This is a genomic window from Bacillus sp. JAS24-2 (assembly GCF_008274905.1).
Classification (GTDB): domain Bacteria; phylum Bacillota; class Bacilli; order Bacillales; family Bacillaceae_G; genus Bacillus_A; species Bacillus_A cereus.
Window position 1 is genome coordinate 4846670 of sequence record NZ_CP031068.1, and the last position, 23742, is coordinate 4870411.

Here is a 23742-nt window from a genome sequence, read left to right on the forward strand (position 1 = left end):
TTCTTTGGCTGCTACTTATTTGTCGTTAAGACAAACTACACCTGGAAGCTCTTTACCTTCCATGAATTCTAATGACGCACCGCCGCCAGTAGAAATGTGGCTCATTTTATCAGCCATACCGAATTTTTCAACAGCTGCTGCAGAGTCACCACCGCCGATAACAGAGTATGTATCTTCTGCATCTGCTAATGCTTGTCCTACTGCTTTTGTACCTTCTGCGAATGGAGTCATTTCGAATACACCCATTGGTCCATTCCATACAACAAGCTTAGAATTTTTAATTACATCTGCATAAATTTCACGTGTTTTAGGACCGATGTCCACGCCTTCCCAGTTAGAAGGGATAGAGTCGATACCAACGATTTTAGTTGTTGCAGTTTCAGAGAATTCCTCAGTGATTACAACATCAACTGGCATGTAGAAGTTTACGCCTTTTTCTTTTGCAAGTTGCATAAATTCTTTAGCTAGTTCGATCTTGTCGTCTTCACATAGAGATAGACCAATTTCATGACCTAAAGCTTTAACGAATGTGTAAGCAAGTCCGCCACCGATGATTAAGTTATCTACTTTGTCTAATAGATGACGAATTACACCGATTTTATCTTTTACTTTCGCGCCACCGATGATAGCTGTAAATGGACGTTCTGGGTTAGAAAGTGCTTTACCAAGTACATCTAACTCTTTTTCCATTAATAGACCAGATACTGCTGGTAGGTAGTCTGCGATACCTGCTGTAGAAGCGTGAGCACGGTGAGCTGCACCGAATGCATCGTTTACGAAGATGTCAGCAAGTGCTGCAAATTCTTTCGCAAGTTCTGCATCGTTCTTTTCTTCGCCCGCATAGAAACGTACGTTTTCAAGAACTAATACGTCGCCTTCGTTCATTGCTGCAACCATTTCTTGTGCAACTGGTCCGAATGCTTCGTCCGCTTTTTTAACGTCTTTACCAAGAAGCTCGCCTAAACGTGCTGCTACTGGAGTTAAACGCATTTCTTCTACTACTTGACCTTTTGGACGGCCTAAGTGACTTGCTAAAATAACTTTCGCACCTTGCTCTACTAAATATTGAATTGTAGGAAGAGCTGCACGGATACGAGTTTCATCTGTAATTTTGCCTTCTTTCATAGGTACGTTGAAATCAACGCGGCAAAATACACGCTTACCTTTTAAATCTACGTCACGAATTGATTTTTTGTTCATTGGATTTCCCTCCGACTACTAGTTAGGATTGACAAAACCCACTCAAAAGCTTAACACATTTGCTTTTAAAACGAAAGAAGAGAGAGAGGGAACAAACCCTCTCCCTCGTTTTGTCATTGATAACTTATATAATTAAGAATTAAAGACCTTTTGAAGTCATGTAAGCTGCTAGGTCTACTACGCGGTTAGAGTAACCAGTTTCGTTATCGTACCAAGAAAGTACTTTAACCATGTTACCTTCCATTACCATTGTAGATAATGCATCGATTGTAGAAGAAGCTGTACATCCGTTATAGTCGATAGATACTAATGGCTCTTCGCTGTATCCAAGGATACCTTTTAATTCGCCTTCAGCTGCTGCTTTGAATGCTGCATTTACTTCTTCAACTGTTACTTCTTTGTCAAGTTCAACAACTAAGTCAACTAGAGAAACGTTAGCAGTTGGAACACGTACAGCGCCACCGTTTAATTTACCTTTAAGTTCTGGTAATACTAATGCTACAGCTTTAGCTGCACCAGTAGATGTTGGAATCATGTTTTCAGCTGCTGCACGAGCACGACGTAAATCTTTGTGTGGTAAGTCTAAGATTTGTTGGTCGTTAGTGTAAGAGTGAATTGTTGTCATCATTCCGCGTTTTACGCCGAATTTTTCGTTTAATACTTTAGCGAATGGAGCTAGACAGTTTGTAGTACAAGAAGCGTTAGATACTACGTTGTGGTTAGCTGCATCGTATTGTTCGTGGTTAACACCCATAACTACAGTGATATCTTCGTCAGAAGCTGGAGCTGAGATGATAACTTTCTTAACTGATCCACCTAAGTGTTTCTCAGCATCTGATTTTTTAGTGAAACGGCCAGTAGATTCTACTACTACTTCTACTCCGTAGTCGCTCCATGGTAATTGAGCTGGGTCACGCTCAGCGATAACTTTAATTTCTTTACCGTTAACAACGATGCTGTTTTCGTTAGCAGATACTTCTGCATTTAAAGTTCCGTGAACTGTGTCATATTTTAAAAGGTGAGCTAATGTTTTAGCATCTGTTAAGTCGTTGATTGCTACTACTTCTACCTCAGAGTTGTTAAGAGCTGCGCGGAATACGTTACGCCCGATACGTCCAAATCCATTAATACCAATTTTAGTCATTTGAATTTCCTCCTTGGGGGATTATATTAAAGGGTAAAACCCTTTGTTAACTGTTTTGCTGCACCTTCATCTGTAATTAGAATTGAAGTGTGCCCTTGTTTAATTACAGCCTGTATTGCTTTTGCCTTTGAAGAACCTCCAGCGACTGCAACAACATGAGATACATTTTGTAAGTCCTCTAGTTGCATACCAACTGTTCTTACTTTATGAACAACATTTCCTTCTTCATTAAAGTAGTAACCGAAAGCTTCGCCAACTGCTTCGCTTGCCTGAATCTTTAACCAATCTGCTTCTGAAGTACTTCTGCGACGTGCCATTGTTAACGCATCACCTATTCCATGAATGACGATATTGGAAGATCGAATCAACTCAAGAACTTCTTTCACGGAAGGCTCTGTCACAATAGACGCATATGCTTCGCTACTAACATGGTCTGGAACATACAATAAGCGATAATTACTCATCGTATTTTGCGCCATCTTGGCACAAATGGTATTGGCTTCTAATTCAACACCTTCTCCAATTCCACCACGTGCTGGGACAAACAGCATATGTAAATCTTTGCAATCAAGTTGCATCATGTCCGCAGCAGCAGCTAGCGTAGTTCCTCCAGCCACAGCAACGATATTATTCGCTGTCAGACGGTCTTTTATACAAGTCACACAAGCACGGCCCATCTCCAGTTTGACCCAAGGTGATTCATCACTATCACCAGGGACAACGAAAACTTCATCCAAGTCTAATGTTTCCTTAAGTTGCTTTTCTAAAACCTTTAACCCGGAAATTTCTTTCATAAAGTCTTCCAAAGCAAGAACTAAAGCTGTTCCTTCTTCTGTCAAAGTCATTCCAGAAGAAGCGACGTGAACTAAGTTTTGTTCTTTCAAAACTTGAACTTCACTTCGCAATACTCGTTCTGTCATACCGAGACTTGCTGATAAATTTCTTCTTCCAATCGGCTGCATGAGCCTAATGTATTGAAGAATTTGCATTCTCGTTTGCATAACAGGTAGCAGATCAGGTAATAATTTTTTTGTGTTCTGAATCCATGAGCGCATATCTTTTCTCCTCACTACATCGGTTCATTTTCCCTCGTGGTCACTTTACGTCCCGTAGTGACATTTTGTGTCCCACATAGGTTAAAAAAATAATCCCTGCTACGTGTATTATTGTAACAGGAGATAGAAACTTATTCAACTCTTAACTGCATTCTTTATATAGTTTATTATGACACCTTTGTGAATGTTACCATATTCTACTTGTTTTCCGTCCATTTCTACAACCGGAATCATTAAGTGATATTTTTCTAAAAGGTCATTATCTTCATATATATCTATTTCCTCGATTTGAAAAGAATATTCACATTGTACTTCCTGTAAAACTTGTTTTGCCTTCACGCAAAGTCCACAATCTTTTTTAGTATACAGTACAACTTTCATCTTCTTCACCTATCCGATCGTTTTTCGTAATGACGAAGCTGGAATATGCATTTGTTCTCTATACTTCGCCACTGTTCTTCGAGAAATAACAATTTCATGCTCTTCTTCTAATAATTTTGAAATCTTTTGATCTGAAAGTGGCTTTTTCTTATCCTCTGCCCCAATTAGCGTTTGAATAAATTGTTTTACACGTTTTGTAGAAACTGCTTCATCTTCAGTCGTCGAAACGGCATTGCTAAAGAACGATTTCATCTCAAATAAACCGTGTGGTGTTTGCACATATTTATTTCGCGTCGCACGACTAATTGTCGATTCATGCACACTTAACTCTTCCGCTACCTCTTTTAAAGCGAGAGGTCTTAAATACTCTGGACCTTTCCAGAAGAAATCACGTTGTTTTTCCATAATAATAGTCATTACTTGCAGCAATGTCTGTTTTCTCTGCTTCAAACTGCGCATAATCCACTGCACATGCTGATACTTTTCTGATACGTAAGATGCTACTTCACTTTCACTATTATTAAGAAGCGCACTATATTCAGAATGAATTTCAATTCTCGGCATATTTCTCTCATTCATTTGTAAAACGAGGCGATCGCCATCTTTTTTCACCGCCATATCAGGTACAATGTAAAGTGGTTTATCTGAAGAAAACGCAAGACCTGGTTTTGGTTGTAATGACGTTATACAATTTACCGCAATCTGCAATTCCTCATTACTACATTTCAACACTTGAACGAGCTTTCGCCAATCTTTCTTCACAAAATAAGCGAAATGATCTTCTACAACCTCTTCTGCTAATCCATCACGTCTTTGTAAGCGCTTCAATTGTAAGGTTAAACATTCCTGAATATTACGCGCCCCTACCCCTGCTGGCTCCAGTGATTGGACAAGCTCTACAGAACGGTCGACTACATGAATATGTGCAGAAAGGAGCTCTGCTAACTCTTCATTCGTTTCTTGTAAATATCCATTTCCATCCATGTTCATAATAATGAAAGAAGCTACTTTTCGCTCTTCTTCATCTATTTTATAATACTGTATTTGATTTAATAAATGTTGCTGAATCGTTGTAGAATCCACACTGTAGATCTCCATCTGATTCTCGACTTGTTTGCTGGTACTTTTACTGTTGTTAGAGCTCTTTTTCTTCTCCCTCTCAAAACCACCTAACTCAATAAGGGGATTCTCTAACGATTGCTCATACAAAAACTCCGATAATTCTTGTACATTATACTGGAGCATTGTAATCGCTTGCCTTAACTCTTGTGTCATTGCCAAACGTAAGCTTTGTTCTTGTAAAAGACTTGCCTTCAAACTAATCTCCCCCTTGTTTCTATTGTACAATAAGTTTGGTAAAAGGAGAATCCTCACGCAGACACCCATTCCAAAATATTATTAATTTATATGTATTAATGAGATTTACAACTTACAACCGAAATTTGAATAATATTGAAAGAAAATAATAAAATTAAAAATTATTATCAAGTACTAATAGTAAATCTTATTACTAGATATAACAAGAGGTAAATAAAAAAAGTCCTAACCTACAAAACGTAAGTTAGGACTTTTTGACGCGCCCAGAGGGATTCGAACCCCCGGCAGACGTGGTACCGGAAACCACCCGTTAATTTTTACGTGAAATATCAGTAAAAACAAGGTATTTCCTTATATATAATGTAGAAATAATCTTTTTAGACATGAACATACAACGTTATGTATGCTTGTATCTTTCGATTATAAAGGCTTATGTACCTTTTTACAATAGCGATTAATATACCGCCCGTCTTCGACTGAAAATCATATTGTGTATTGTCAGAATACCCTACAAGGCAAACTAAGAGGGGCGTCCCCCGTGGTGAGGGGTCTTTACCTTTATTCGATTAAATTTATATGTATATTTTGTATGGAATGGATTCTTCAAGAAGGTTTGTTGACGAAGAAGTAATGAACGAAGAATTGAATATTAATAATCAAAATGAAGCAATCCAAACAAAGAAAATAATTCGGAAACTAGAAAAGGTTTTGATACAAAGTTATGAAACAAATTGAATGTTGATTTAAAGGGATTCAGTAACAGTGACAAATATTGTTTCATAAACGATGGAGTTTTGAAACAATACAACAGTATTAGATAGTAATGGTTATAATGTGGGGTAGGATATGGAGTATAATAACGAGATGCAATCTGCCAAACGCTATAATGCATTGCTTACGCTTTGGTTGCAATAGACAGTAATAAACTACAGGCATAAGCATCCTGCCGTGCGATAACGTGCCCTGTCCTTGTCCACACTATACTAAAGTAATAGCATTTGGAATGGCGGGTTATACGCGATGCCGGGGCGTTTAAATACACGCCTTTTCGAATTATACCACCCTTCAATTTACATACCCCCTGTTATTACGATGCCCCTATTAATTTGCGGTGACCTTGCAACGACTTCGCGAAGACAGGGCGGGGATATGATGCACCGCCCCTTTAATTTTAATAACAAGAAACTTGCATATTAATATTGGATAAATGAACGACAATATCCTATGACGGAACTTTCAGTTTATTCATCGTGTAGCGAAAAAACTAAGGAATCCCCTCTTTGAAAACGTTGATTTAACGCCAATGTATAAAATAGTGTATAACGAGAAACTAACAGAGAAATAGCAATCTATTGATATGAGTGTATTTGTTTGTATTTCAGTTTACATAACCAATGTTATAGGCAGTCGTTTTGAATACGTCATTCATTAACATACATTGTAACTTGTAAAGAGACCTAATATCTTCCCCCATCCTTTCACACTTCCTTTTATCCCCACTATTCGTAATTACCTACAAATCCAGTAATGATATAGGTTTCTTCAGCTTCATTACACAAATATCAAAACAAAATCTGTTACATATTTGGGACGGATTATGCGTATTTACAACGTACGCATTTTAACGCATCTAGCGTCCTCATAGCGACGTTTTAACAATCCACAGACTAATAGTATTCATTTAGACACACAAAAAAAGAGAGGAACAACCGCTATGTGCCGTCGTTCCTCATATGTACGCCCTATTAAATTAAACCAACTGATTCAGCTTGTTCCAAGTGTGCCAATCGTTGCATATCTGCTTCAAGTTTCTGCTTTTGCATGTGTTCTTCGTTTGCCTTCTGTGCTTTCGCTTCCAACTCTGCCAAACGCTTCATTTTCGCTTCAATTAAATCCTGTTGTTGTCGTTCTTCACGTCGTGACGTACTGTCGCTATACGCTTGACGCATATTAAGAAATGGATTCCCAAAACTTAGGGCCGCTTCTTCTGCCTGTTGCTTTTTGCGGGCTTCTAGTTGTTGTACCGCCGTTGTTTTTTCTGCGTCGGTAAGTCCCTTGTTATAACCAATTGATAATAATTCGATTGCTGATAATCTATTCATTAATAATTCCTCCTAATTAGTATGCTTTTCGCATGTAGTTTTGTTCATATTGTCGGGTAGCGTACGGTAAGGCACCTTCATACGCCGTACCAATTTCTTGTGGTGTAACATACGGTTGGTAATGGTTATCTCCATCCGCTACTGGATACGGATAAACAATTGTTGCCGTTACGTCTATTGGATTTTGACCAATACATTTCATGATGTCATCGTAAAGACTCACATCTGCAAACGTATCGTCCGCTAGTCCCTTTAATGCCATTACACTCTTTAGATACTCTACTTTTGTGCGTTTAATCTCACTTGCAAGACCTTCTTGTCGGTCTTTACCCGCTTTCAGAACCGCTAATCTTTCACGTAACAGGTCGTCCCGCATTGATTTTAATTCTGATAGAAACGCACCATTAAGGCGATTCAATTCCGTTTCAACGTTGGCTTTCTCTTCTAGCCGTTCATTTAACGTCCCTTGAAGACTTTCATTCCCCGATGCGATTTCACTTTGTAAATAAGCTATTTCATCATTTAACTGCATAAGACGAATATGTAACTTATTGCGTTCCGCTGCCGTCTTTTGTACGACGTTTTCCGCTTGTGCTAATACTGGTTTATTAGTTATTGTCATAATTATTACTCCCCCTTTAAAATCGCATCAAGGTCGCGAAGAAACTCGTCCGATACGCCGTCTTGTACGATGTTGTTATTAACATGAACTTGTGTGTTATCTTGTTCTTTAAGCTTTCCTTGTGTTTTCAAGTACAACTCAATGAACTTGGGAGAACGTCCTTCAATCGCCCGACGAACCAACGTATCCATGACACTAAAGTAAGCATCTGATATAAGTTTCTCTTTTAATTGACGTTCCATCTCAATCCACTCTTCAGATTTTCGCCAATTGTAGATATTCCTTCGAGAAACTCCCATATCTTTTGCGATGGCTGTTAACGTTTTTCCACTTCTTTGACGTTCGAATACTTCGGTCAAAATTTCTAGTTGTTTCGGCGTGAGTCTTCTACATGGTTTCATTAACAACCGCCCCCTTTATGATTTACGAATTCGTTTATTACATAAATCTCTTCAACGGAATAACCAAGCCCCGCTAAACCTTTCCATAAACGAACATTCATTAAGTCCGTAATTGGTGCATATCCGCTTTCTACCTTCTTTAAAGACGAATGACATATGAACATCCTATCCGCCAGTTGAGAAGCCGTAACACCCTTGATTTTTCGTAAAATACCGATTGTTTTATGATTCAACGTAACTGGTATTTTCAGTTCTTTTTGTTCCATAACGTAACCCCCGTTTTTATATGTAAATTTAATTGTGTTAAAAGGAAAAAAGACAGACGCAACTCCTACATTACGTCTGCCCAATTTAGGAAGGATTTGTTACCAATAGTAATAACTCTATCGGAAATGATTAGTGAGAAAGTAGTGTAAGACTTCCTCAACTAATAGGCTTACTAAAGCCCCTAAATACAAGAGAAAAAAGAAACTTTTTATATTATTTGTGAAAGTAACAGATACAAAAAAGAACCCCGCGATTCGATCGCGAGGCAAAGGAAGGAATATTGATTTACTTCAACAACAAAGCGGAAAGCAACTCTTATCATTTATCTTGTGGTTTGTTGGAAATAGATAATTAATCTTTTTCTTTTAAACAAACAAGGGCGATAGCCCCAATGAGACCTTTAGGTCGAATTGTGTCTTTTATCTTTAATAACGGTTTATCGTAAGATAAACAAACTTATTCATTAAAGAAAAGATTATAAGCTAAAGCTTAATGCTAAAGCATTTTGTTTTTAATAACGTTTTATTTTTCGTTTCTTTTCTTTTCTACTTATATCACAAACTAAATGATACTTTTACAAGAAACATATAAAAATTGGAATATTAAAATATAAAACTAATCGTTGGTACGACTGAATTTATTAATAATCACAATCTTTGGGATTAAGGTCAAAATCACTTGTATACATTTCTTTCCAATATACTATTATGTGTCCTCTAGTTAGTAATCACAAATTATAGGACACATTCGCATATGACGCACTACTTCCCGAAACACTGATTCTATGCGGTATAAACTCCATTAATAATCCCAATCACAAAGGACTATGATTCTTAGAATGTTAGCGTCAAGGATATATGCTTCTTCATTTGTAACAGGGAACCCCTATCGTGTCCTATAGAAATGTAAATAGGTAACAGGGGGCGTCACTTGACCTAACGGTCGATAGGTAACGGGTGGGGTGCTACTAAAAGAACTTAATAATATCTTTAAAAGAATTAATAATTAATTAAAGAAGAATCAGGGTTTATAGCGGCTTTAATAGTGGGCTTAAATGAAATGGCAGAACGATATGAATATATTCCAAAACGCTTTTTACTGTTATCGTATGTATTACTTGGAATTTTAGCTATGTTTTTATTACACCAGTATTCAATTCAAGAATCGACATTTATCGGAATCGCAAATGGATTATTCGATATGTCGAGGTTAGTAACGAAACGATAGATAATCAAACAAACAAGAAACCGCCCATTAGACGTCATATTTTGACTTCTAACGGTCTTTTCACCTTCTAGTACACCTCCACCAGTGCATTTGTATTCTGAAACTCTTAAATCAAACGATAGACGCCTTTAAACGATATTGAAGGTAAAACAAAAGAAGGTAGAAAGAGACTTCTAAGAATTGTATAAGACCGCTTGGAGTAAGAAGACCATATTTTGTAATTGTTAGCGTTTATATAATATTTATATTATATATAATTAATATTGTTTAAATGATTATAGTTACATACCATTTCTTGTGACTGACGCGTCACATTTTGTGTGACACTAACGTTTGTGTTTATTAATTAAATCGGATTTTTTCCGCATATCCTGAAACGATTTCTAGCAGCTTTACTGGTACAAATGTCCTTGATTGCGTTTATATCAGAATGAACCCCATTCAACATTCTTCAAATCTATTGCATTGTAAAATGTATCAAAGTTTGAGTTATCTGGAACAAATAAACATAGACGTGTACAAATGCTAGTTTTTTTGTCTACAATTATAGATAAGAAATAAAAAACCTCCTCCAGCATTTGCCATTTCATGACAAAAAACATTGTTAACTTTAAAAAAAGAAAATAAAGTTCGTCGACAACTTTTTTGAAAAGCACTTTATTGACATGAGTTTTAGAATGGTGTTTCATAGTCTTTGTATTAAAAAACCCGATGATTATGTCAAAAAATAAAAGTTAAAAAAAGAAAGAATTTATACATATATCTTGGGTCTTAGTTTGAAACGTAATATAATAAGAAGGCAACACCATCAACCCCTCTATTACTGATGAATTACCGATGACATTACATATAAATATGAATGTTTTTATACAATCGAGAATTTGTTCTTTTTCTCAATCGGTATTTTAGGCTACAATAATAGAGAAAAGAAAAAAGCCTTCCGTATTCCCGTACGAAAAGCTTTTTAGAAAGTAGGTGAACGTATGAAACCACATCAAACCATAACTGCGTTGTGTGCCGTTTTAATGGTTATTTTTACTGTGATGTTTGGCGTGCTAAACCTTATCAAATAGTTTCACCCATATTTTATTAAAAGCATCATAAGTGTTCCCGCACTTACGGTGCTTTTTTTCTTTACAAAATAAAATATTACCTGAGTAATATCCGAAAACGGATAGAAATAATCAGACGAACCTACCTATGTTACTCGGAAAACAAACGTTCGTCAAGACTGAATCAAAACCGATTTCACATCTTCATTATACATATAATGTTTAGTGTTTTTCAACATTTCAACTCAAAGTTTCCAAAACGAACATATATTTAAAAAGATACTTCCCATTTAATAGTCTAGCCAAAATTACTATTTTGAATCACCGAGATTCGCATTCTGACACTATTAACTTTTAATTTACGTACCATTTGCACATTGCATTGCAAAGAAGATTCTAGACCTTTTTGTTATACCAATTTGCTATTAGTTTAAGTCCGATTGCTGCGATCAGTACAATTGTTGATGCAATTCCAACGTAATCAGATAATCCGGGGTTTTTAAAACTTGTTGTCGATGTCACCAAGATAAGAAACAACGTTAGAACGATGAATTCACTATCTTTTCTTAATGGCTTAATACTTACTCCTTCTGTCTTTCTGTTCACTTCTCCACCTTCTTACTTTAGTTTTTAATCTACACATCGTTTACATTCTATATTACCACCATCGTAAGTAATAGTTGCTTATATATTCCTCTATCATAGCTAGATGTTTTTCTATTTCTTCTTATTTGCTGATTTTTCACCTGAATCCGTTACAGGATACGTTACCCCGTCGGTTTCTCTCCACCCCTTCCAAACTCTATCATTATACCGTTTCTTTGCCCTTAATTCCGCACTTTGTTTCTCTTTAGTACTCATTGGTTTACTACTATTCTTTTTAGGTTTCAGTATATATTTAGCCTGTGCCTTCTCTAATCTCTCTTTTGCTTCCCAATACGCTTTATTTTTCTTACTTACTAACCTACCCGAACCATTCTTCTTACTCATAGTTCTTCATATCCCCCTGATAATTCATAATCTACATATCGTATAAATCCCGTTCTTCTCTACCATCGTTATTATTAGTAATAACTTTTTAGAAATCTTTTAAATTCACTTGACTTTACGGTCTTCAAACTGACAGTCGGCTGAACGGTGGACAACGGCTGGGCATAATATACCCGTTGCAAACACTTTTACAGTGAAACAACGAGTATATTTGATACTGACGTGCCGTATGTCACGTATTGAATCCGTATGTATCACCTTGTTAATATTGACCTTTCGTCATAGTTATCTTTCTATATTCATTGTGTCTGACAAATACCATGAATACTTATATCTTATAACTAACCCTGCACCATAATGCAAGACAACCCACCCAGTCACGCTTCTTTTGGAGGTTTATTCCCTCAACAGGCATCAATAGACTTATGATTCCTATAACGTTCCTACTAGTCGTTAACAAGGCAAACGACGTTACTTGTAGGCAACGGACGAACTACACATTCCTCATGTGCTAGGCGTATACTAGTACCCCCCGCATCGGCTTCGACAAACCATTTCAGTTTTTAACGTGGTTTCAGGCAATTCCACATTCGGAATTAACGCACACCTACGCTTCTAATCATCTAAAAAAGACAATAAGAAACTACGCCCCTTGCTATCCATTTTTCAAAAATGGTATAATACAAGTGCTAGGTATGCGGAACATCCGCTATTTAGTTTTAATTTGATTCTTTAAATTTCGGGCTACCTATTCGCACTAGGTAGCTTTTTCCTTTGTTCTAAACCTCTAAATCATCGTTATCACTAGCCTTCATATACTGTTCAACTACGTGAGTATCTGAATAACTTAGATATACTTGCGTGGTCGATAAATCACTGTGACCCAAAATAAGACTTAATGTTCGTATATCTCCACCATTTTTTAAAAAGTTAACGGCAAAAGTGTGACGTAAACTATGTGGTGAACATCTACATTCTTTCGTTAAACTTGCTTCCTTCCCGTAATAGTTCATTCTTTTTCGTATATGGTCAGGATTCAAAGGGTCACCAAACGAGTTAACAAATACAGATGTTCCTAGTCCTTCAAAATACTCTCCTGTTTCTGTTACTAGTTGGGCTAATTCATTTTGAACTTTTTTAGACATCGGAATTACTCGACTCTTTCGGTTCTTGTTTTTTCTACCCGGTAATAAAATAACTCCATTATCAAAGTCAACGTCATCAATTTCCAAGGCGTTAATTTCGTTAATACGCAAACCACATTTAAGCATTACTAACATAGCTACATAATCCCTATATCCCGCATAAGAGGTCTTATCAACCATTGCAAATAGACGCTTTATTTGATTGTCGGTCAAAGTATAAATTTTTTGTTCATCGACTTTTAATTTTCTAACACCCATCACGGGATTGTTTTCGATAACCGTTTCTTTTTCTAAACGATTAAAAATCGCCCTAATAGCAGACAAACGAATATTAACCGTTACAGGCGATAACTTTCTAATTTTCAATAGATGATTCACATATTTCCTTATATCTTCTTTCGTAACTTCGGTAATGAGTTGACGATTAATAACATTAATGAACTCCGACCAAAACATTCTATAATCGCTTATAGTACGTTCTCTGTATCCTTCTGACACATAAATATCCATAACACGTTCTAAGGCCCTATTAACCGTAATAGAAGGCTTAAAAAGAACGATATCTGTATCGATGTCACGACGCTTTCCAATCGCACGTCTTTTAACTCTTTTCATAACGAAAAAACCCCCTGTACACGATTATTTCTAATCACATACAAGGGGTTTCCCTAATCTTACTACTATTTTTTCTACGTGTTATTAACGTTATTGAGTGACACTTACTTAATATCATAAACCTTTCCGTTTTAGACTAGAACGTGTCATAGTAACGCTAAATATATGACGTTTATCCAAAAGGTTTCGCAAAGGAATGTAGATATAGTAAGGCTTTCGCGGTATATAACGCACCCAGAGGGATTCGAACCCCCGGCAGACGTGGTACCGGAAACCACCGCTCTATCCGACTGAGCTATGGGCGCATGATTATAGAAAACACTTCATTTTCTTCTCATAATAATAGCAATAAAATCCATCTAAATCAATAAAAATATCCCTGTAATACCTTATGCATCTTAGCTAAAAGCATATAAAATCCATTCCACCCCTAAATTTTCCAATCATAAATTCTCCCCAACTCACAAATTATAATCTTTGAATTGATATTCCAAAGGGGGCTTCATTCAATGACTGTAATTACAAAATTAAAGCAGACTGTTTCTGGATTAAAAAGTGCACAAGCTAGCTTAGAGGGATTCGCTCTTGATACGGATAACCAACAAGCTAAGCAACTTTTCCAAACAGCTGCGCAGCAAACACAAACGATTATCGATTCTTTAAACCCACGTGTTGAAGAAGTCCAACAAGAAGAACCACAATACTCACAGCAATAACGAATCAGTCTTGCTGTGAAATAGAAAAAGGATGATATGCAGTCATCCTTTTTCTATCACATTACATATTGCAATAGAAATGGAATGATGATTATGCGAAAGATTGGACTTATAACCGCGTTATTTATACTTCTATTTAGTTCTTTTACCGGTTGTGATCATAGCCCATTAGATAAAAAGGTAAAGAAAGAAGAAACAAAACGAACAGAAAAAGAAAAGGGTCCAAAATTAACAAAGATGAGTACAGAATCCTTTAATCAATCTATATCGCAAGGAGCTAAGAAAAAGGCCCTCGCTATGGATGAAATTATAAAAAGCGCAGCAGTGAATTCAAATTTAGATCTCTACATAGCGGTTATACCTGAGCATCATGAAAGGTTTGGATTAAAACCTTTGCGCAAGAAACTTCAAAAGCAACTAAGTGATGAATATCCTACTTTCGATGTTCGTGTTAGTACAGATAAAAAAATCTTTATGTTACTCGAAAAGCTTGCAAACAAAATTAAGAAAAAAGAAGTATCTAAAGATGAGATCAAAAAACAGTTAAAGCTAATCGGATCAGAAATGGAATCTAACACTTAACGCTTTCGAATAGAAAAGGAAGGATTGCAATGTCAAGTAAAGATAAAAACTTAACCCCTGTACAACAGGAATACAAAAAATTTGAGCAAGAACGCGAACCGAAACGCCCTGTTCTAAAAAATTGTTTAAAGGCCTTTTTCGTTGGTGGTTTTATCTGCCTAATCGGGCAACTGATATCAACTTTTTATATTACGTATTTCGATTTTACCGAACGCTCAGCAGGAAATCCAACAGTCGCAACTCTCATTTTTATCTCAATGTTGCTAACCGGATTCGGTGTATACGATCGTCTCGGTCAGTTTGCAGGTGCTGGAACAGCTGTACCTGTCACTGGATTTGGTAACTCTGTTATCTCCGCGTGTATTGAACACCGAACGGAAGGTTTTGTACTTGGTGTCGGCGGTAATATGTTTAAACTAGCTGGTTCTGTTATTTTATTTGGTGTATTTTCCGCTTTCGTCATCGCACTTATTAAAACTATTCTCGTTCAATGGGGAGGGCTATAAATGTTACAAGGACACCGAACGTGGGTATTTGAAAACAAACCAGTCATTATTTCAACAGGGGTTGTCGGTGGACCATTTGAAGCAAAGGGGAACATCCCAGAAGACTTCGATATCCTTCATGAAGATTTATGGCTCGGACAAGATTCCTATGAAAAAGCACATAAGATTTTATTCGAAGAAGCTTGTAGTCGCGCTACTGAAAAAGCAGAACTTCGTAAAGATGATATTCAATTCGTACTCGCAGGAGATTTAATTAATCAAATTACTCCAACAAGCTTTGCTTGCCGCACACTTGGGACTCCTTATCTCGGATTATTCGGGGCTTGCTCTACTTCTATGGAAGGTTTAGCACTTGGGGCAAGTATCGTAAATGCAAAAGGTGCAAAATATTTATTAACTGGAGCTTCAAGCCATAATACAGCTGTAGAAAAACAATTCCGCTACCCTACCGAATACGGTGGACAAAAGCCGCCTACTGCACAGTGGACAGTAACCGGAGCAGGAGCCGCTATTTTAAGCGATACTGGACACGGTCCAAGAGTAACCTCTGCAACAATCGGCCGAGTGGTTGATATGGGATTAACGGATCCGTTTAATATGGGAGGCGCAATGGCTCCAGCTGCAGTTGATACAATTGAAGCCCATTTACGTGAACGTCAAATTGATGCCTCTTACTACGATTTAATCGTAACAGGCGATCTCGGACATGTAGGACGCGAAATTGCTTATGACTTACTACATAAACACGGAACGAAAGTAACGAGCGAACAATTTCAAGATTGCGGAATTATCATTTATAGAGAAGGACAACCTGTCATAGCTGGTGCTAGCGGACCTGGATGTTCTGCAACAGTCGTGTACGGTCATTTATTAAACCGAATGAAAAGAGGAGAGTTCAAAAAAATACTTGTCGTTGCGACAGGCGCTTTACTATCTCCACTTACATTCCAACAAGAAGAAACGATTCCGTGTATCGCTCACGCCGTTTCGATTGAATTTGGAGGTGCAACGCAATGATTTTTTTCTGGGCTTTCGTCATTGGCGGACTCATATGTGTAATCGGCCAACTTATGTTTGATGTCGGCAAACTAACACCTGCTCATACAATGGCAACACTCGTTGTTGCTGGAGCTATATTAGATGGATTTAATTTGTATGAGCCATTAATTGATTTCGCTGGAGCCGGGGCAACTGTACCTATTACAAGCTTTGGTAATGCCCTCGTTCATGGCGCAATGGAAGAAGCTGCAAAACATGGCATCGTTGGCGTTATTACCGGCATGTTTAAAGTAACGAGCGCCGGTGTATCAGCGGCTATTATTTTCGGCTTCATTGGAGCATTGTTATTCAAACCGAAAGGATAAGAGGTGTTTATATGACTGTTATCGCTAGCGTAAAAACTTGCCTTGCTAGTGTAAGGGGCGCTCAAGCAAGTTTAAGCTCCCTTTCATTAAATTCACAAGACGAAGAATCAAAACGCGTATTTCATGAATGTATGTTAGAAATGGACAGCGTCATCGCTGATTTAAAGGATAGAATTTCAGTATTAGAACGTGAAGAACCTCAATATAAAGGGTTTTAAGTAGACTGGAGGAAACGACTATGTCTCACCTGCCGGAATGGACACTTGTCATTCTTCGCTCTGTATTCATATTAATTATTTTATTCGCTATTACGAAATGGTTAGGGAAAAGACAAATCTCTCAGCTTTCCTTTTTTGAATACATAGCCGGAATGACGATTGGTGACATCGCTGCCCAAGTATCTACAGGGCTCGATTCAAAATTTTTTCACGGCGTCTTTGCGATACTCATTTTCGCTGTGGTACCTTTTTTAACAGGAATCCTCTCTTTAAAGAACAAAACAGCTCGGGACTTCTTTGAAGGAAAATCTACCGTATTAATAAAAGACGGAAAGATACTCGAAGATAACTTAAAGAAAGAAAAATATACGAGTGACGAATTACTGGAACTTCTCCGTGGAAAAAGTGCGTTCAGCGTAGCTGAAGTCGAATTTGCTGTCTTAGAACCGAGCGGAGAATTAAATGTATTATTAAAGAAAGATTCCCAGCCACTTACAGCAAAAGATATCGGTTTAAAAGTACCAAACGAGAAAGAACCACAAACTGTTATTATGGATGGAAATGTACTAGATGAACCTCTTTCAGCAAGCGGACATAACCGCGCTTGGCTACATTCAGAATTAGAAAAACTCGGTGTTGTTATTGAAAATGTCTTCCTCGGTCAAGTGGATTCATACGGACAACTTACTATCGACATTTACAATGACAAACTCCAAATGCCTTCTCCTCAAAACAAACCTTTATTATTAGCATCTTTAAAAAAATGTCATGCTGATCTTGAACTATTTTCCTTAGAAACAAAGTCGAAATCAGCAAGTGAAATGTATAGTAAAAACGCGAAACAAATCGAAAAGATTTTAAATAAAGTAACCTATCTTTTAAAAGACTAATTATCGAAAGAACGCTTCAGTTAAAAGGCGTTCTTTTCTTTTTTTCTCCAGTTTTCATAACGTTTAAATTTATGTAATTCGGTTATGATGTTGAAGATACATAAGCAGGGAATTTCGAAAACATAGCGAATATTTCATGGTACAACTACATATTTTTTTGATTTAAAGTGGTTTCGTTTGACCTTTATTGACCATAATTGTATTATAAGACTAAGAAAGCTTTATAAGGAGGAAATAACAGATGAATTTAATTCCTACAGTAATTGAACAAACAAATCGTGGAGAACGCGCTTACGATATTTACTCTCGACTATTAAAAGACCGCATCATTATGCTTGGTAGTGCAATTGATGACAACGTAGCTAACTCAATCGTTTCCCAGCTTTTATTCTTGGAATCTCAAGATCCAGAAAAAGATATTCACATCTACATCAACAGCCCTGGTGGTTCTATCACAGCGGGTATGGCAATCTATGATACAATGCAGTTTATTAAACCACAAGTATCAACAATCTGTATCGGTATGGCAGCATCTATGGGTGCATTCTTACTTGCAGCAGGTGAAAAAGGAAAACGTTATGCACTTCCAAACAGTGAAGTAATGATTCACCAACCACTTGGTGGAGCACAAGGTCAAGCAACTGAAATCGAAATCGCTGCAAAACGTATCCTATTCTTACGTGAAAAACTAAACCAAATTCTTGCTGACCGCACTGGTCAACCACTTGAAGTACTACAACGCGACACAGACCGCGACAACTTCATGACAGCAGAAAAAGCTTTAGAATACGGTTTAATCGATAAAATCTTTACAAATCGTTAATACTTAAAAGCGAAAGCGGCTCGTTTAGAATCGCAGGTCGCTGGAGCTGGATACAACTAAAAGTGGAAGCGCCCTATAATTGGGCGCTTCTTTTATATATTGTTCCCCGCTCACATACCTCATCCAGTATCTCTCTAAATATATCAGCGATTTTTCAAATATATCGACCGCAACTCCGATTATATCGGCGATTATTTTAATATATCGACGTTTCGACATAACTTATCGACTTACCGACAATTCTCGACAAGCACGTACCCCTTAAATACCCCTCCTCGCTAATTCGCACAGACAACAAAAAAGCTATCGCATATACGCGATAGCTTTTTATTGTACATATGCAGCTAATGCTTCTAAAGCCTCTTCTGCATCTGAACCTTCTGTTGTAATTGTTATCATGCTTCCAGTTCCAATTGCTAAGCTCATAATCCCCATTATGCTCTTTGCATTTACTGTCTTTCCATCTTTCTCGATGAAGATATCTGCATGAAAGCGATTTGCCTCTTGTACAAACAACGCAGCCGGACGTGCTTGTAAACCGTTTTTTAATGAAACCTGAACTCGTTTTTGAACCACAGCTCCATTTCCCCTTTAACCTCTTATTTTTTTGCTACCGTTTCCCCCGCGCGTAATTTCTCTGCAATTTCATCGATTTTACGCAAACGATGATTAATACCCGACTTACTAATCTTCCCCCCGGATACCATCTCACCTAACTCTTTCAATGTTACATCTTGATAATCTCTTCGTAATTGTGCAATCTCTTGTAGTTTATCCGGCAATATATCAAGACCAACTGTCTCATCAATGTAACGAATATTTTCAATCTGCCTTAGTGCTGCACCAATTGTTTTATTTAAATTAGCTGTTTCGCAGTTCACTAAACGATTTACAGAATTACGCATATCACGTACGATTCGAATATCTTCAAATCTTAAAAGTGCATTATGAGCACCTATAATATTTAAAAACTCTGTAATTTTTTCTGCTTCTTTCAAATACGTAATGTACCCTTTTCTTCTTTCCAACGTCTTACTATTTAAATCAAATCCGTTCATCAGTTCACATATAGCATCATTATGTTCCTTATATAACGAAAAGATCTCTAAATGATAAGATGATGTTTCTGGGTTATTTACTGAACCACCTGCTAAAAATGCGCCGCGTAAGTACGATCGTTTACAACACTTCTTCTCAATCAATTCTTGTGATATATTTCGAATAAATGAAAAGTCATCTCGAACGATATGAAGATCAGCTAATATTTCACGAGACTTCTCAACAAGCCGCACAATATATACATTATTTTTCTTCAAGCGCATTTTTTTACGAACAAGCAATTCTACCGTCACGTCATATCCTTTTTTCAAAAGCGTATAAATCCTTCTTGCAATTGCCGCATTTTCCGTTTGAATATCGATAGATAGACGACGGTTTGAAAAAGAAAGCGACCCGTTCATTCGAAGTAACGCTGATAATTCTGCTTTCTCACAGCATTCCTTCATCTCAAGATTCGTCAACTCTTTCTTTGTTTCTGATGCAAATGACACAGTCAACACCTCCTTATACGATTATTATGGAACAAAATTCTTGTCCTATATGAATGAGGAGCGCTACCTCAAACGAGGCAACGCATATTTATAACAATGAATATAAAATGGAAGCTAACTTTAACGTATCATGCCTTACAACATGATCATCATACTTCGCTAATCCCTCTTGAATAACATCAATATTATTTTCAACAAAACGTTCTTCATCCACTACAACTGGTGTAGACATTTCTTCATCATATAACTTACGTAATTCACAAGGAATCTCACGGTTATTTACAATTGCAGTATTGATAAATGGTTGCCCTAAATGATCGTGTAACGCCTGCACATGATCAAAAGCAGTATATCCCATCGTTTCACCCGCTTGTGTCATAACGTTACATACATATACCTTCTTCGCCTTTGCAGCAAGAACAGCGTCTCCAATTTTGTTAACAACTAAATTGGGCAATATACTCGTATACAAACTGCCAGGACCGAAAACAAGTAAATCAGCTCGTTTAATCTCAGCCAACGTTTCATGCAATGGCTCTACATCTTCTGGAGTTAAAAAGACACGATTAATCTTCTTTCCGTAATAAGGAATCTTTGATTCACCTGTTACAATTTCCCCATCTTCAAGTTCCGCATGAAGTACCGCACTTTGATTCGCTGCTGGTAATACACGTCCTCTGACATTTAATACTTTACTTGTTTCTGTAATTGCATGGAAAAAGTCTCCTGTAATCGAGGTCATACCTGCCAATAATAGATTTCCTAACGCATGACCTTTCAGTCCGTCTCCTGTTGTGAAACGGTGCTGAAATAAAGCTTCCACCAGTGGCTCTACATCCGATAACGCAACAAGTACGTTACGGATGTCACCTGGAGGTGGAATTTCTAGCTCATCACGTAATCGACCCGAACTGCCACCATCATCAGCGATTGTAACAACTGCTGTAATATCAACAGGATATTGCTTTAATCCTCTTAATAAAACTGAGAGTCCAGTTCCGCCTCCCATGATGACAATTTTAGGTTTTCTCTCTTTTTTCATCCCTTAATGGCCCTTTCTCTTCTCCACATCACGATGAGATACATGAACACTATACTCTGGTTTCAAATGTTTCCCAAGGTATTCTGTAAGCGTAACAGAACGATGCTGTCCACCTGTACATCCAATTGCAATTACAAGTTGACTTTTGCCTTCTCTTTTATAATGAGGCAGCATGAAAGTAATCAGATCCGTCAACTTCTCTAAAAACTTATGTGTCTCATTAAATTTCAGTACATACGAAGAAACTTCTTCATCTAGTCCTGTTAATGGCTTCATGTGTGGAATGTAATATGGATTTGGTAAAAAACGAACATCAAATACTAAATCTGCATCAATTGGAATACCGTACTTAAATCCAAATGACATAACATTTACACGAAATGCTTGCTCAGTTTCTGTTGAGAACAAGTGAACAATTTTTTCACGTAATTCTTTCGGTTTTAAATCCGATGTATCAAGCACAATATTCGCTCGTGCTTTCATATCTGTTAATAAATTGCGCTCTGCTTCGATTCCCTTTAACGGCAAACCAGTTGGTGCAAGTGGATGCGAACGTCTCGTTTCTTTATAACGAGTTACAAGCGTACTATCTTTCGCATCTAAAAATAAAATATGAGGAATAATCCATGTACGTTCTGATAAATCATCAAGTGCTCCCCATAAATGTTCGAAAAACTCGCGGCCACGTAAATCAATACCAAGTGCCACTTTATTCATTTTCCCTTTTGAATCCGCCATAAGCTCAATAAACTTTGGCAATAACATCGGTGGTAAATTATCTACACAAAAATATCCTAAATCTTCAAAACTTTGTAAAGCTACTGTTTTTCCAGCTCCAGACATCCCTGTAATAATTACCATTTTTATATCATTATTCTCTGTCATCGTATCCTCTCCTTGACGGTTTAACTCGGATCTAATCGATATGAAAGCAACTCAAAATCTGGGGTATATACAAATGTACCGTAGATTATGCCATTTCCTTTAATTAAATAATCAATAATGTGATAATCTCCTGGCGCCATTGCTAAATCATCAATTTTATCAAATGTATGCCAACCAATGATGCCTTCTTCGCTCTCTAGTTTGTTTTCTCCTGCAAAATCTGTCGCTAAAAAGGAGAACATCATCCATTCAGAAACAACTTTATCACCTTCTTGGATGACAAAGGTGAAGACCCCCTTTAACGCTGGGTTTTTCAAATAAATACCTGTTTCTTCGCGATATTCGCGAACAACGGAATCTCTTACAGTCTCACCACGCTCCATTTTCCCGCCTGGTGCAACCCACCAATTCCGGCGAGGTTTTTGGAGTAAGAGTACTTCATTATCTCTAATTAACACACAGTTTGTCACTCTTTGCATGTTTCTTCACCTCAGCTACTTGCAGTAAAATTCCTCACTGCATACTTCTTTCATTATACTATCAAAAACAGTTTGCTACAACGAAGGAGCCAGTCCTCTTTCGCTAAGCATATGCTACTCAGCAATTTTAAAAAAGCTTTCTATAACAAGCAATGTAAATGCTTAGACTTTTAATGAATAGCATGAAAAATCCCCTTAACGATTTTTATCGCCAAGGGGATTAAAGCCCTTATTTCTTACCGAAATAAGTAACAATCGCAAATCCTAAAATAAAGGTAATGATTGAACTTATAATTGAAAATCCACCAGTCGGAATCCCTGGGAATACAATTACAATCGAACCGATTACAAGTCCAATAATTGCCGCAAATGTCATACTTTTATAACGATCTAATAAAAAACTAATGCCTTTACTACTTACAACAAATCCGACCATAACACCAGCACCGATAACCACGATTAAAGGTAAATTAAGTGTAGTTAAAGCGTTAATTGCTGTTGGATACACACCAATAATTAATAAAATAAACGATCCACTAATCCCAGGAAGCAGCATGGCCATACTAGCCATCCATCCTGCGAAAAATAAACCAATTGCATTTAAAATTGTTAAATTCGTAATTGGATCTGCTGCCTTATCTGGTTTAAAGAAAGCTGTAATCGCAACAAGAATTGCTGCAACTATTAATAAAACGATGTGCTTACCTTTAAACGATGACTTTGCATCAGCTTCCCTCATTAACATCGGTAATATACTAATAATTAAACCGAGGAAGAAAAATTGAGTCGGTTCATAATGATTTGCAAGTAAATATTTAATAACGTGACTTAACGTTAAAAATGCAGCTGCCACACCAGCTGCAAGGGGAATTAAAAATCCTAAATGTTTTTTCCATTCACGACTAAAGAATCCACTAATTGCCGCAAGCAATTGTTCATAAATCCCTAACACAACAGCGATTGTACCGCCGCTCACACCAGGAATTAAATCACTAACGCCCATACAAAATCCACGATATATATTACGCCATTCCATACTGAATAAATTCCTCATTTCTTATAGTGATTTTTTCCGTAAAGTCCAGTATATCAATAAGAAAGCTTATAATCCTTATATTTTTTGACAAAACTTTGACATTTTCACACAAAAAAAGAAGAAAGCTCCTGTC

The 23742-nt window shown here is 37.1% G+C and carries 27 protein-coding genes and 1 tRNA gene; 9 read left to right on the forward strand and 19 right to left on the reverse strand.

Annotated elements, in window-relative coordinates; genetic code table 11:
• Window positions 1-15 precede the first annotated feature (15 nt).
• From DN407_RS25275 to DN407_RS25315, 9 genes are all read right to left on the reverse strand, one after another.
• Entirely contained in the window at window positions 16-1200 is a 1185-nt protein-coding gene (locus DN407_RS25275) for a phosphoglycerate kinase (protein WP_001036350.1), read from the reverse strand.
• Window positions 1201-1339: 139 nt separating this feature from the next.
• The gene (gene gap / locus DN407_RS25280; protein ID WP_000161236.1) at window positions 1340-2344 is read right to left on the reverse strand and encodes a type I glyceraldehyde-3-phosphate dehydrogenase; all 1005 of its coding nucleotides are present in this window, start codon (window positions 2342-2344) and stop codon (window positions 1340-1342) included.
• Between the two features lie 26 nt (window positions 2345-2370).
• Window positions 2371-3399, reverse strand: a complete 1029-nt coding sequence (gene cggR / locus DN407_RS25285) for a gapA transcriptional regulator CggR (RefSeq protein WP_001258185.1) — start codon at window positions 3397-3399, stop codon at window positions 2371-2373.
• A 135-nt stretch (window positions 3400-3534) separates the two neighbouring features.
• Window positions 3535-3780: a glutaredoxin family protein gene (locus DN407_RS25290; protein WP_000869730.1), complete on the reverse strand. Its 246-nt coding sequence runs from the start codon at window positions 3778-3780 to the stop codon at window positions 3535-3537.
• A gap of 9 nt (window positions 3781-3789) precedes the next feature.
• Window positions 3790-5097, reverse strand: coding sequence for an RNA polymerase factor sigma-54 (gene rpoN, locus DN407_RS25295; protein WP_149216693.1), 1308 nt, complete (start codon window positions 5095-5097; stop codon window positions 3790-3792).
• Between the two features lie 1745 nt (window positions 5098-6842).
• On the reverse strand, window positions 6843-7199 hold the full coding sequence (locus DN407_RS25300) for a hypothetical protein (protein ID WP_149216694.1): 357 nt from the start codon (window positions 7197-7199) through the stop codon (window positions 6843-6845).
• A 16-nt stretch (window positions 7200-7215) separates the two neighbouring features.
• Window positions 7216-7821, reverse strand: a complete 606-nt coding sequence (locus DN407_RS25305; RefSeq protein WP_149216695.1) for a hypothetical protein — start codon at window positions 7819-7821, stop codon at window positions 7216-7218.
• 5 nt (window positions 7822-7826) lie between these two features.
• Complete coding sequence (locus tag DN407_RS25310; RefSeq protein WP_149216696.1) at window positions 7827-8222, reverse strand: phBC6A51 family helix-turn-helix protein; 396 nt, start codon at window positions 8220-8222, stop codon at window positions 7827-7829.
• A complete protein-coding gene (locus tag DN407_RS25315; RefSeq protein ID WP_149216697.1) occupies window positions 8222-8488 on the reverse strand; it encodes a helix-turn-helix domain-containing protein in 267 nt (88 codons plus the stop codon). The genes DN407_RS25310 and DN407_RS25315 overlap by 1 nt, the downstream gene beginning before the upstream one ends.
• Window positions 8489-9548: 1060 nt before the next feature.
• Here DN407_RS25315 and DN407_RS31755 point away from each other — a divergent pair.
• The gene (locus DN407_RS31755; protein ID WP_179955808.1) at window positions 9549-9716 is read left to right on the forward strand and encodes a hypothetical protein; all 168 of its coding nucleotides are present in this window, start codon (window positions 9549-9551) and stop codon (window positions 9714-9716) included.
• 1448 nt (window positions 9717-11164) lie between these two features.
• Here DN407_RS31755 and DN407_RS25325 read toward each other — a convergent pair.
• The 4 genes from DN407_RS25325 to DN407_RS25340 all read right to left on the reverse strand — a co-directional run bounded on the left by DN407_RS25325 (window position 11165) and on the right by DN407_RS25340 (window position 13823).
• Window positions 11165-11374: a hypothetical protein gene (locus tag DN407_RS25325; RefSeq protein ID WP_047387166.1), complete on the reverse strand. Its 210-nt coding sequence runs from the start codon at window positions 11372-11374 to the stop codon at window positions 11165-11167.
• 111 nt (window positions 11375-11485) lie between these two features.
• Window positions 11486-11758, reverse strand: a complete 273-nt coding sequence (locus DN407_RS25330; RefSeq protein ID WP_149216698.1) for a hypothetical protein — start codon at window positions 11756-11758, stop codon at window positions 11486-11488.
• Window positions 11759-12537: 779 nt separating this feature from the next.
• Window positions 12538-13518 carry a tyrosine-type recombinase/integrase gene (locus DN407_RS25335; RefSeq protein ID WP_098610802.1) on the reverse strand — a complete coding sequence of 327 codons (981 nt, stop codon included), beginning with the start codon at window positions 13516-13518 and terminating at the stop codon, window positions 12538-12540.
• 229 nt (window positions 13519-13747) lie between these two features.
• Window positions 13748-13823: transfer RNA gene (locus DN407_RS25340), tRNA-Arg, on the reverse strand.
• 204 nt (window positions 13824-14027) lie between these two features.
• Between DN407_RS25340 and DN407_RS25345 the strand changes: the two genes are divergently transcribed.
• From DN407_RS25345 to clpP, 8 genes are all read left to right on the forward strand, one after another.
• The gene (locus DN407_RS25345; RefSeq protein ID WP_000216166.1) at window positions 14028-14234 is read left to right on the forward strand and encodes a DUF1657 domain-containing protein; all 207 of its coding nucleotides are present in this window, start codon (window positions 14028-14030) and stop codon (window positions 14232-14234) included.
• 93 nt (window positions 14235-14327) lie between these two features.
• A complete protein-coding gene (locus tag DN407_RS25350; RefSeq protein ID WP_001226064.1) occupies window positions 14328-14816 on the forward strand; it encodes a YhcN/YlaJ family sporulation lipoprotein in 489 nt (162 codons plus the stop codon).
• 29 nt (window positions 14817-14845) lie between these two features.
• Window positions 14846-15322: a stage V sporulation protein AC gene (gene spoVAC / locus DN407_RS25355; RefSeq protein ID WP_000095408.1), complete on the forward strand. Its 477-nt coding sequence runs from the start codon at window positions 14846-14848 to the stop codon at window positions 15320-15322.
• Entirely contained in the window at window positions 15323-16339 is a 1017-nt protein-coding gene (gene spoVAD, locus DN407_RS25360) for a stage V sporulation protein AD (RefSeq protein ID WP_000938972.1), read from the forward strand.
• The gene (gene spoVAE / locus DN407_RS25365) at window positions 16336-16686 is read left to right on the forward strand and encodes a stage V sporulation protein AE (RefSeq protein WP_000575919.1); all 351 of its coding nucleotides are present in this window, start codon (window positions 16336-16338) and stop codon (window positions 16684-16686) included. The genes spoVAD and spoVAE overlap by 4 nt, the downstream gene beginning before the upstream one ends.
• An 11-nt stretch (window positions 16687-16697) precedes the next feature.
• Window positions 16698-16904 carry a DUF1657 domain-containing protein gene (locus DN407_RS25370; protein WP_000215909.1) on the forward strand — a complete coding sequence of 69 codons (207 nt, stop codon included), beginning with the start codon at window positions 16698-16700 and terminating at the stop codon, window positions 16902-16904.
• Between the two features lie 20 nt (window positions 16905-16924).
• Window positions 16925-17794: a DUF421 domain-containing protein gene (locus DN407_RS25375; protein ID WP_000018924.1), complete on the forward strand. Its 870-nt coding sequence runs from the start codon at window positions 16925-16927 to the stop codon at window positions 17792-17794.
• Between the two features lie 241 nt (window positions 17795-18035).
• Window positions 18036-18617, forward strand: coding sequence for an ATP-dependent Clp endopeptidase proteolytic subunit ClpP (gene clpP / locus DN407_RS25380; RefSeq protein ID WP_001049162.1), 582 nt, complete (start codon window positions 18036-18038; stop codon window positions 18615-18617).
• A gap of 327 nt (window positions 18618-18944) precedes the next feature.
• Here the strand turns inward: clpP and DN407_RS25390 are convergent, their stop codons facing one another.
• The 6 genes from DN407_RS25390 to DN407_RS25415 all read right to left on the reverse strand — a co-directional run bounded on the left by DN407_RS25390 (window position 18945) and on the right by DN407_RS25415 (window position 23609).
• Window positions 18945-19193, reverse strand: a complete 249-nt coding sequence (locus tag DN407_RS25390) for an HPr family phosphocarrier protein (protein ID WP_000250307.1) — start codon at window positions 19191-19193, stop codon at window positions 18945-18947.
• Window positions 19194-19216: 23 nt separating this feature from the next.
• Window positions 19217-20167, reverse strand: coding sequence for a DNA-binding protein WhiA (whiA, locus tag DN407_RS25395; RefSeq protein WP_000006560.1), 951 nt, complete (start codon window positions 20165-20167; stop codon window positions 19217-19219).
• Window positions 20168-20255: 88 nt separating this feature from the next.
• Window positions 20256-21209 (reverse strand): gluconeogenesis factor YvcK family protein, encoded by a 954-nt coding sequence (locus DN407_RS25400; RefSeq protein ID WP_000712186.1) that lies wholly within the window; start codon window positions 21207-21209, stop codon window positions 20256-20258.
• 3 nt (window positions 21210-21212) lie between these two features.
• Window positions 21213-22094 carry an RNase adapter RapZ gene (gene rapZ, locus DN407_RS25405; RefSeq protein WP_000138459.1) on the reverse strand — a complete coding sequence of 294 codons (882 nt, stop codon included), beginning with the start codon at window positions 22092-22094 and terminating at the stop codon, window positions 21213-21215.
• Between the two features lie 20 nt (window positions 22095-22114).
• Window positions 22115-22573, reverse strand: a complete 459-nt coding sequence (locus DN407_RS25410) for an NUDIX hydrolase (RefSeq protein WP_001190080.1) — start codon at window positions 22571-22573, stop codon at window positions 22115-22117.
• A 229-nt stretch (window positions 22574-22802) separates the two neighbouring features.
• The gene (locus tag DN407_RS25415) at window positions 22803-23609 is read right to left on the reverse strand and encodes a DUF368 domain-containing protein (protein WP_149216699.1); all 807 of its coding nucleotides are present in this window, start codon (window positions 23607-23609) and stop codon (window positions 22803-22805) included.
• Between the last annotated feature and the right edge of the window lie 133 nt (window positions 23610-23742).

Bases quoted from the DNA above. Each gene is read 5' to 3' on its own strand.
- DN407_RS25415 (WP_149216699.1), bottom strand. From the start codon at position 23,609: ATGGAATGGCGTAATATATATCGTGGATTTTGTATGGGCGTTAGTGAT.
- cggR (WP_001258185.1), bottom strand. From the start codon at position 3,399: ATGCGCTCATGGATTCAGAACACAAAAAAATTATTACCTGATCTGCTA.
- spoVAD (WP_000938972.1), top strand. From the start codon at position 15,323: ATGTTACAAGGACACCGAACGTGGGTATTTGAAAACAAACCAGTCATT.
- rapZ (WP_000138459.1), bottom strand. From the start codon at position 22,094: ATGACAGAGAATAATGATATAAAAATGGTAATTATTACAGGGATGTCT.
- DN407_RS25275 (WP_001036350.1), bottom strand. From the start codon at position 1,200: ATGAACAAAAAATCAATTCGTGACGTAGATTTAAAAGGTAAGCGTGTA.
- clpP (WP_001049162.1), top strand. From the start codon at position 18,036: ATGAATTTAATTCCTACAGTAATTGAACAAACAAATCGTGGAGAACGC.
- DN407_RS25335 (WP_098610802.1), bottom strand. From the start codon at position 13,518: ATGAAAAGAGTTAAAAGACGTGCGATTGGAAAGCGTCGTGACATCGAT.
- gap (WP_000161236.1), bottom strand. From the start codon at position 2,344: ATGACTAAAATTGGTATTAATGGATTTGGACGTATCGGGCGTAACGTA.
- DN407_RS25345 (WP_000216166.1), top strand. From the start codon at position 14,028: ATGACTGTAATTACAAAATTAAAGCAGACTGTTTCTGGATTAAAAAGT.
- DN407_RS25300 (WP_149216694.1), bottom strand. From the start codon at position 7,199: ATGAATAGATTATCAGCAATCGAATTATTATCAATTGGTTATAACAAG.
- DN407_RS25350 (WP_001226064.1), top strand. From the start codon at position 14,328: ATGCGAAAGATTGGACTTATAACCGCGTTATTTATACTTCTATTTAGT.
- DN407_RS25375 (WP_000018924.1), top strand. From the start codon at position 16,925: ATGTCTCACCTGCCGGAATGGACACTTGTCATTCTTCGCTCTGTATTC.
- DN407_RS25400 (WP_000712186.1), bottom strand. From the start codon at position 21,209: ATGAAAAAAGAGAGAAAACCTAAAATTGTCATCATGGGAGGCGGAACT.
- spoVAC (WP_000095408.1), top strand. From the start codon at position 14,846: ATGTCAAGTAAAGATAAAAACTTAACCCCTGTACAACAGGAATACAAA.
- DN407_RS25370 (WP_000215909.1), top strand. From the start codon at position 16,698: ATGACTGTTATCGCTAGCGTAAAAACTTGCCTTGCTAGTGTAAGGGGC.
- spoVAE (WP_000575919.1), top strand. From the start codon at position 16,336: ATGATTTTTTTCTGGGCTTTCGTCATTGGCGGACTCATATGTGTAATC.
- DN407_RS25330 (WP_149216698.1), bottom strand. From the start codon at position 11,758: ATGAGTAAGAAGAATGGTTCGGGTAGGTTAGTAAGTAAGAAAAATAAA.
- DN407_RS25315 (WP_149216697.1), bottom strand. From the start codon at position 8,488: ATGGAACAAAAAGAACTGAAAATACCAGTTACGTTGAATCATAAAACA.
- DN407_RS25290 (WP_000869730.1), bottom strand. From the start codon at position 3,780: ATGAAAGTTGTACTGTATACTAAAAAAGATTGTGGACTTTGCGTGAAG.
- DN407_RS25410 (WP_001190080.1), bottom strand. From the start codon at position 22,573: ATGCAAAGAGTGACAAACTGTGTGTTAATTAGAGATAATGAAGTACTC.
- DN407_RS25305 (WP_149216695.1), bottom strand. From the start codon at position 7,821: ATGACAATAACTAATAAACCAGTATTAGCACAAGCGGAAAACGTCGTA.
- DN407_RS31755 (WP_179955808.1), top strand. From the start codon at position 9,549: ATGGCAGAACGATATGAATATATTCCAAAACGCTTTTTACTGTTATCG.
- DN407_RS25310 (WP_149216696.1), bottom strand. From the start codon at position 8,222: ATGAAACCATGTAGAAGACTCACGCCGAAACAACTAGAAATTTTGACC.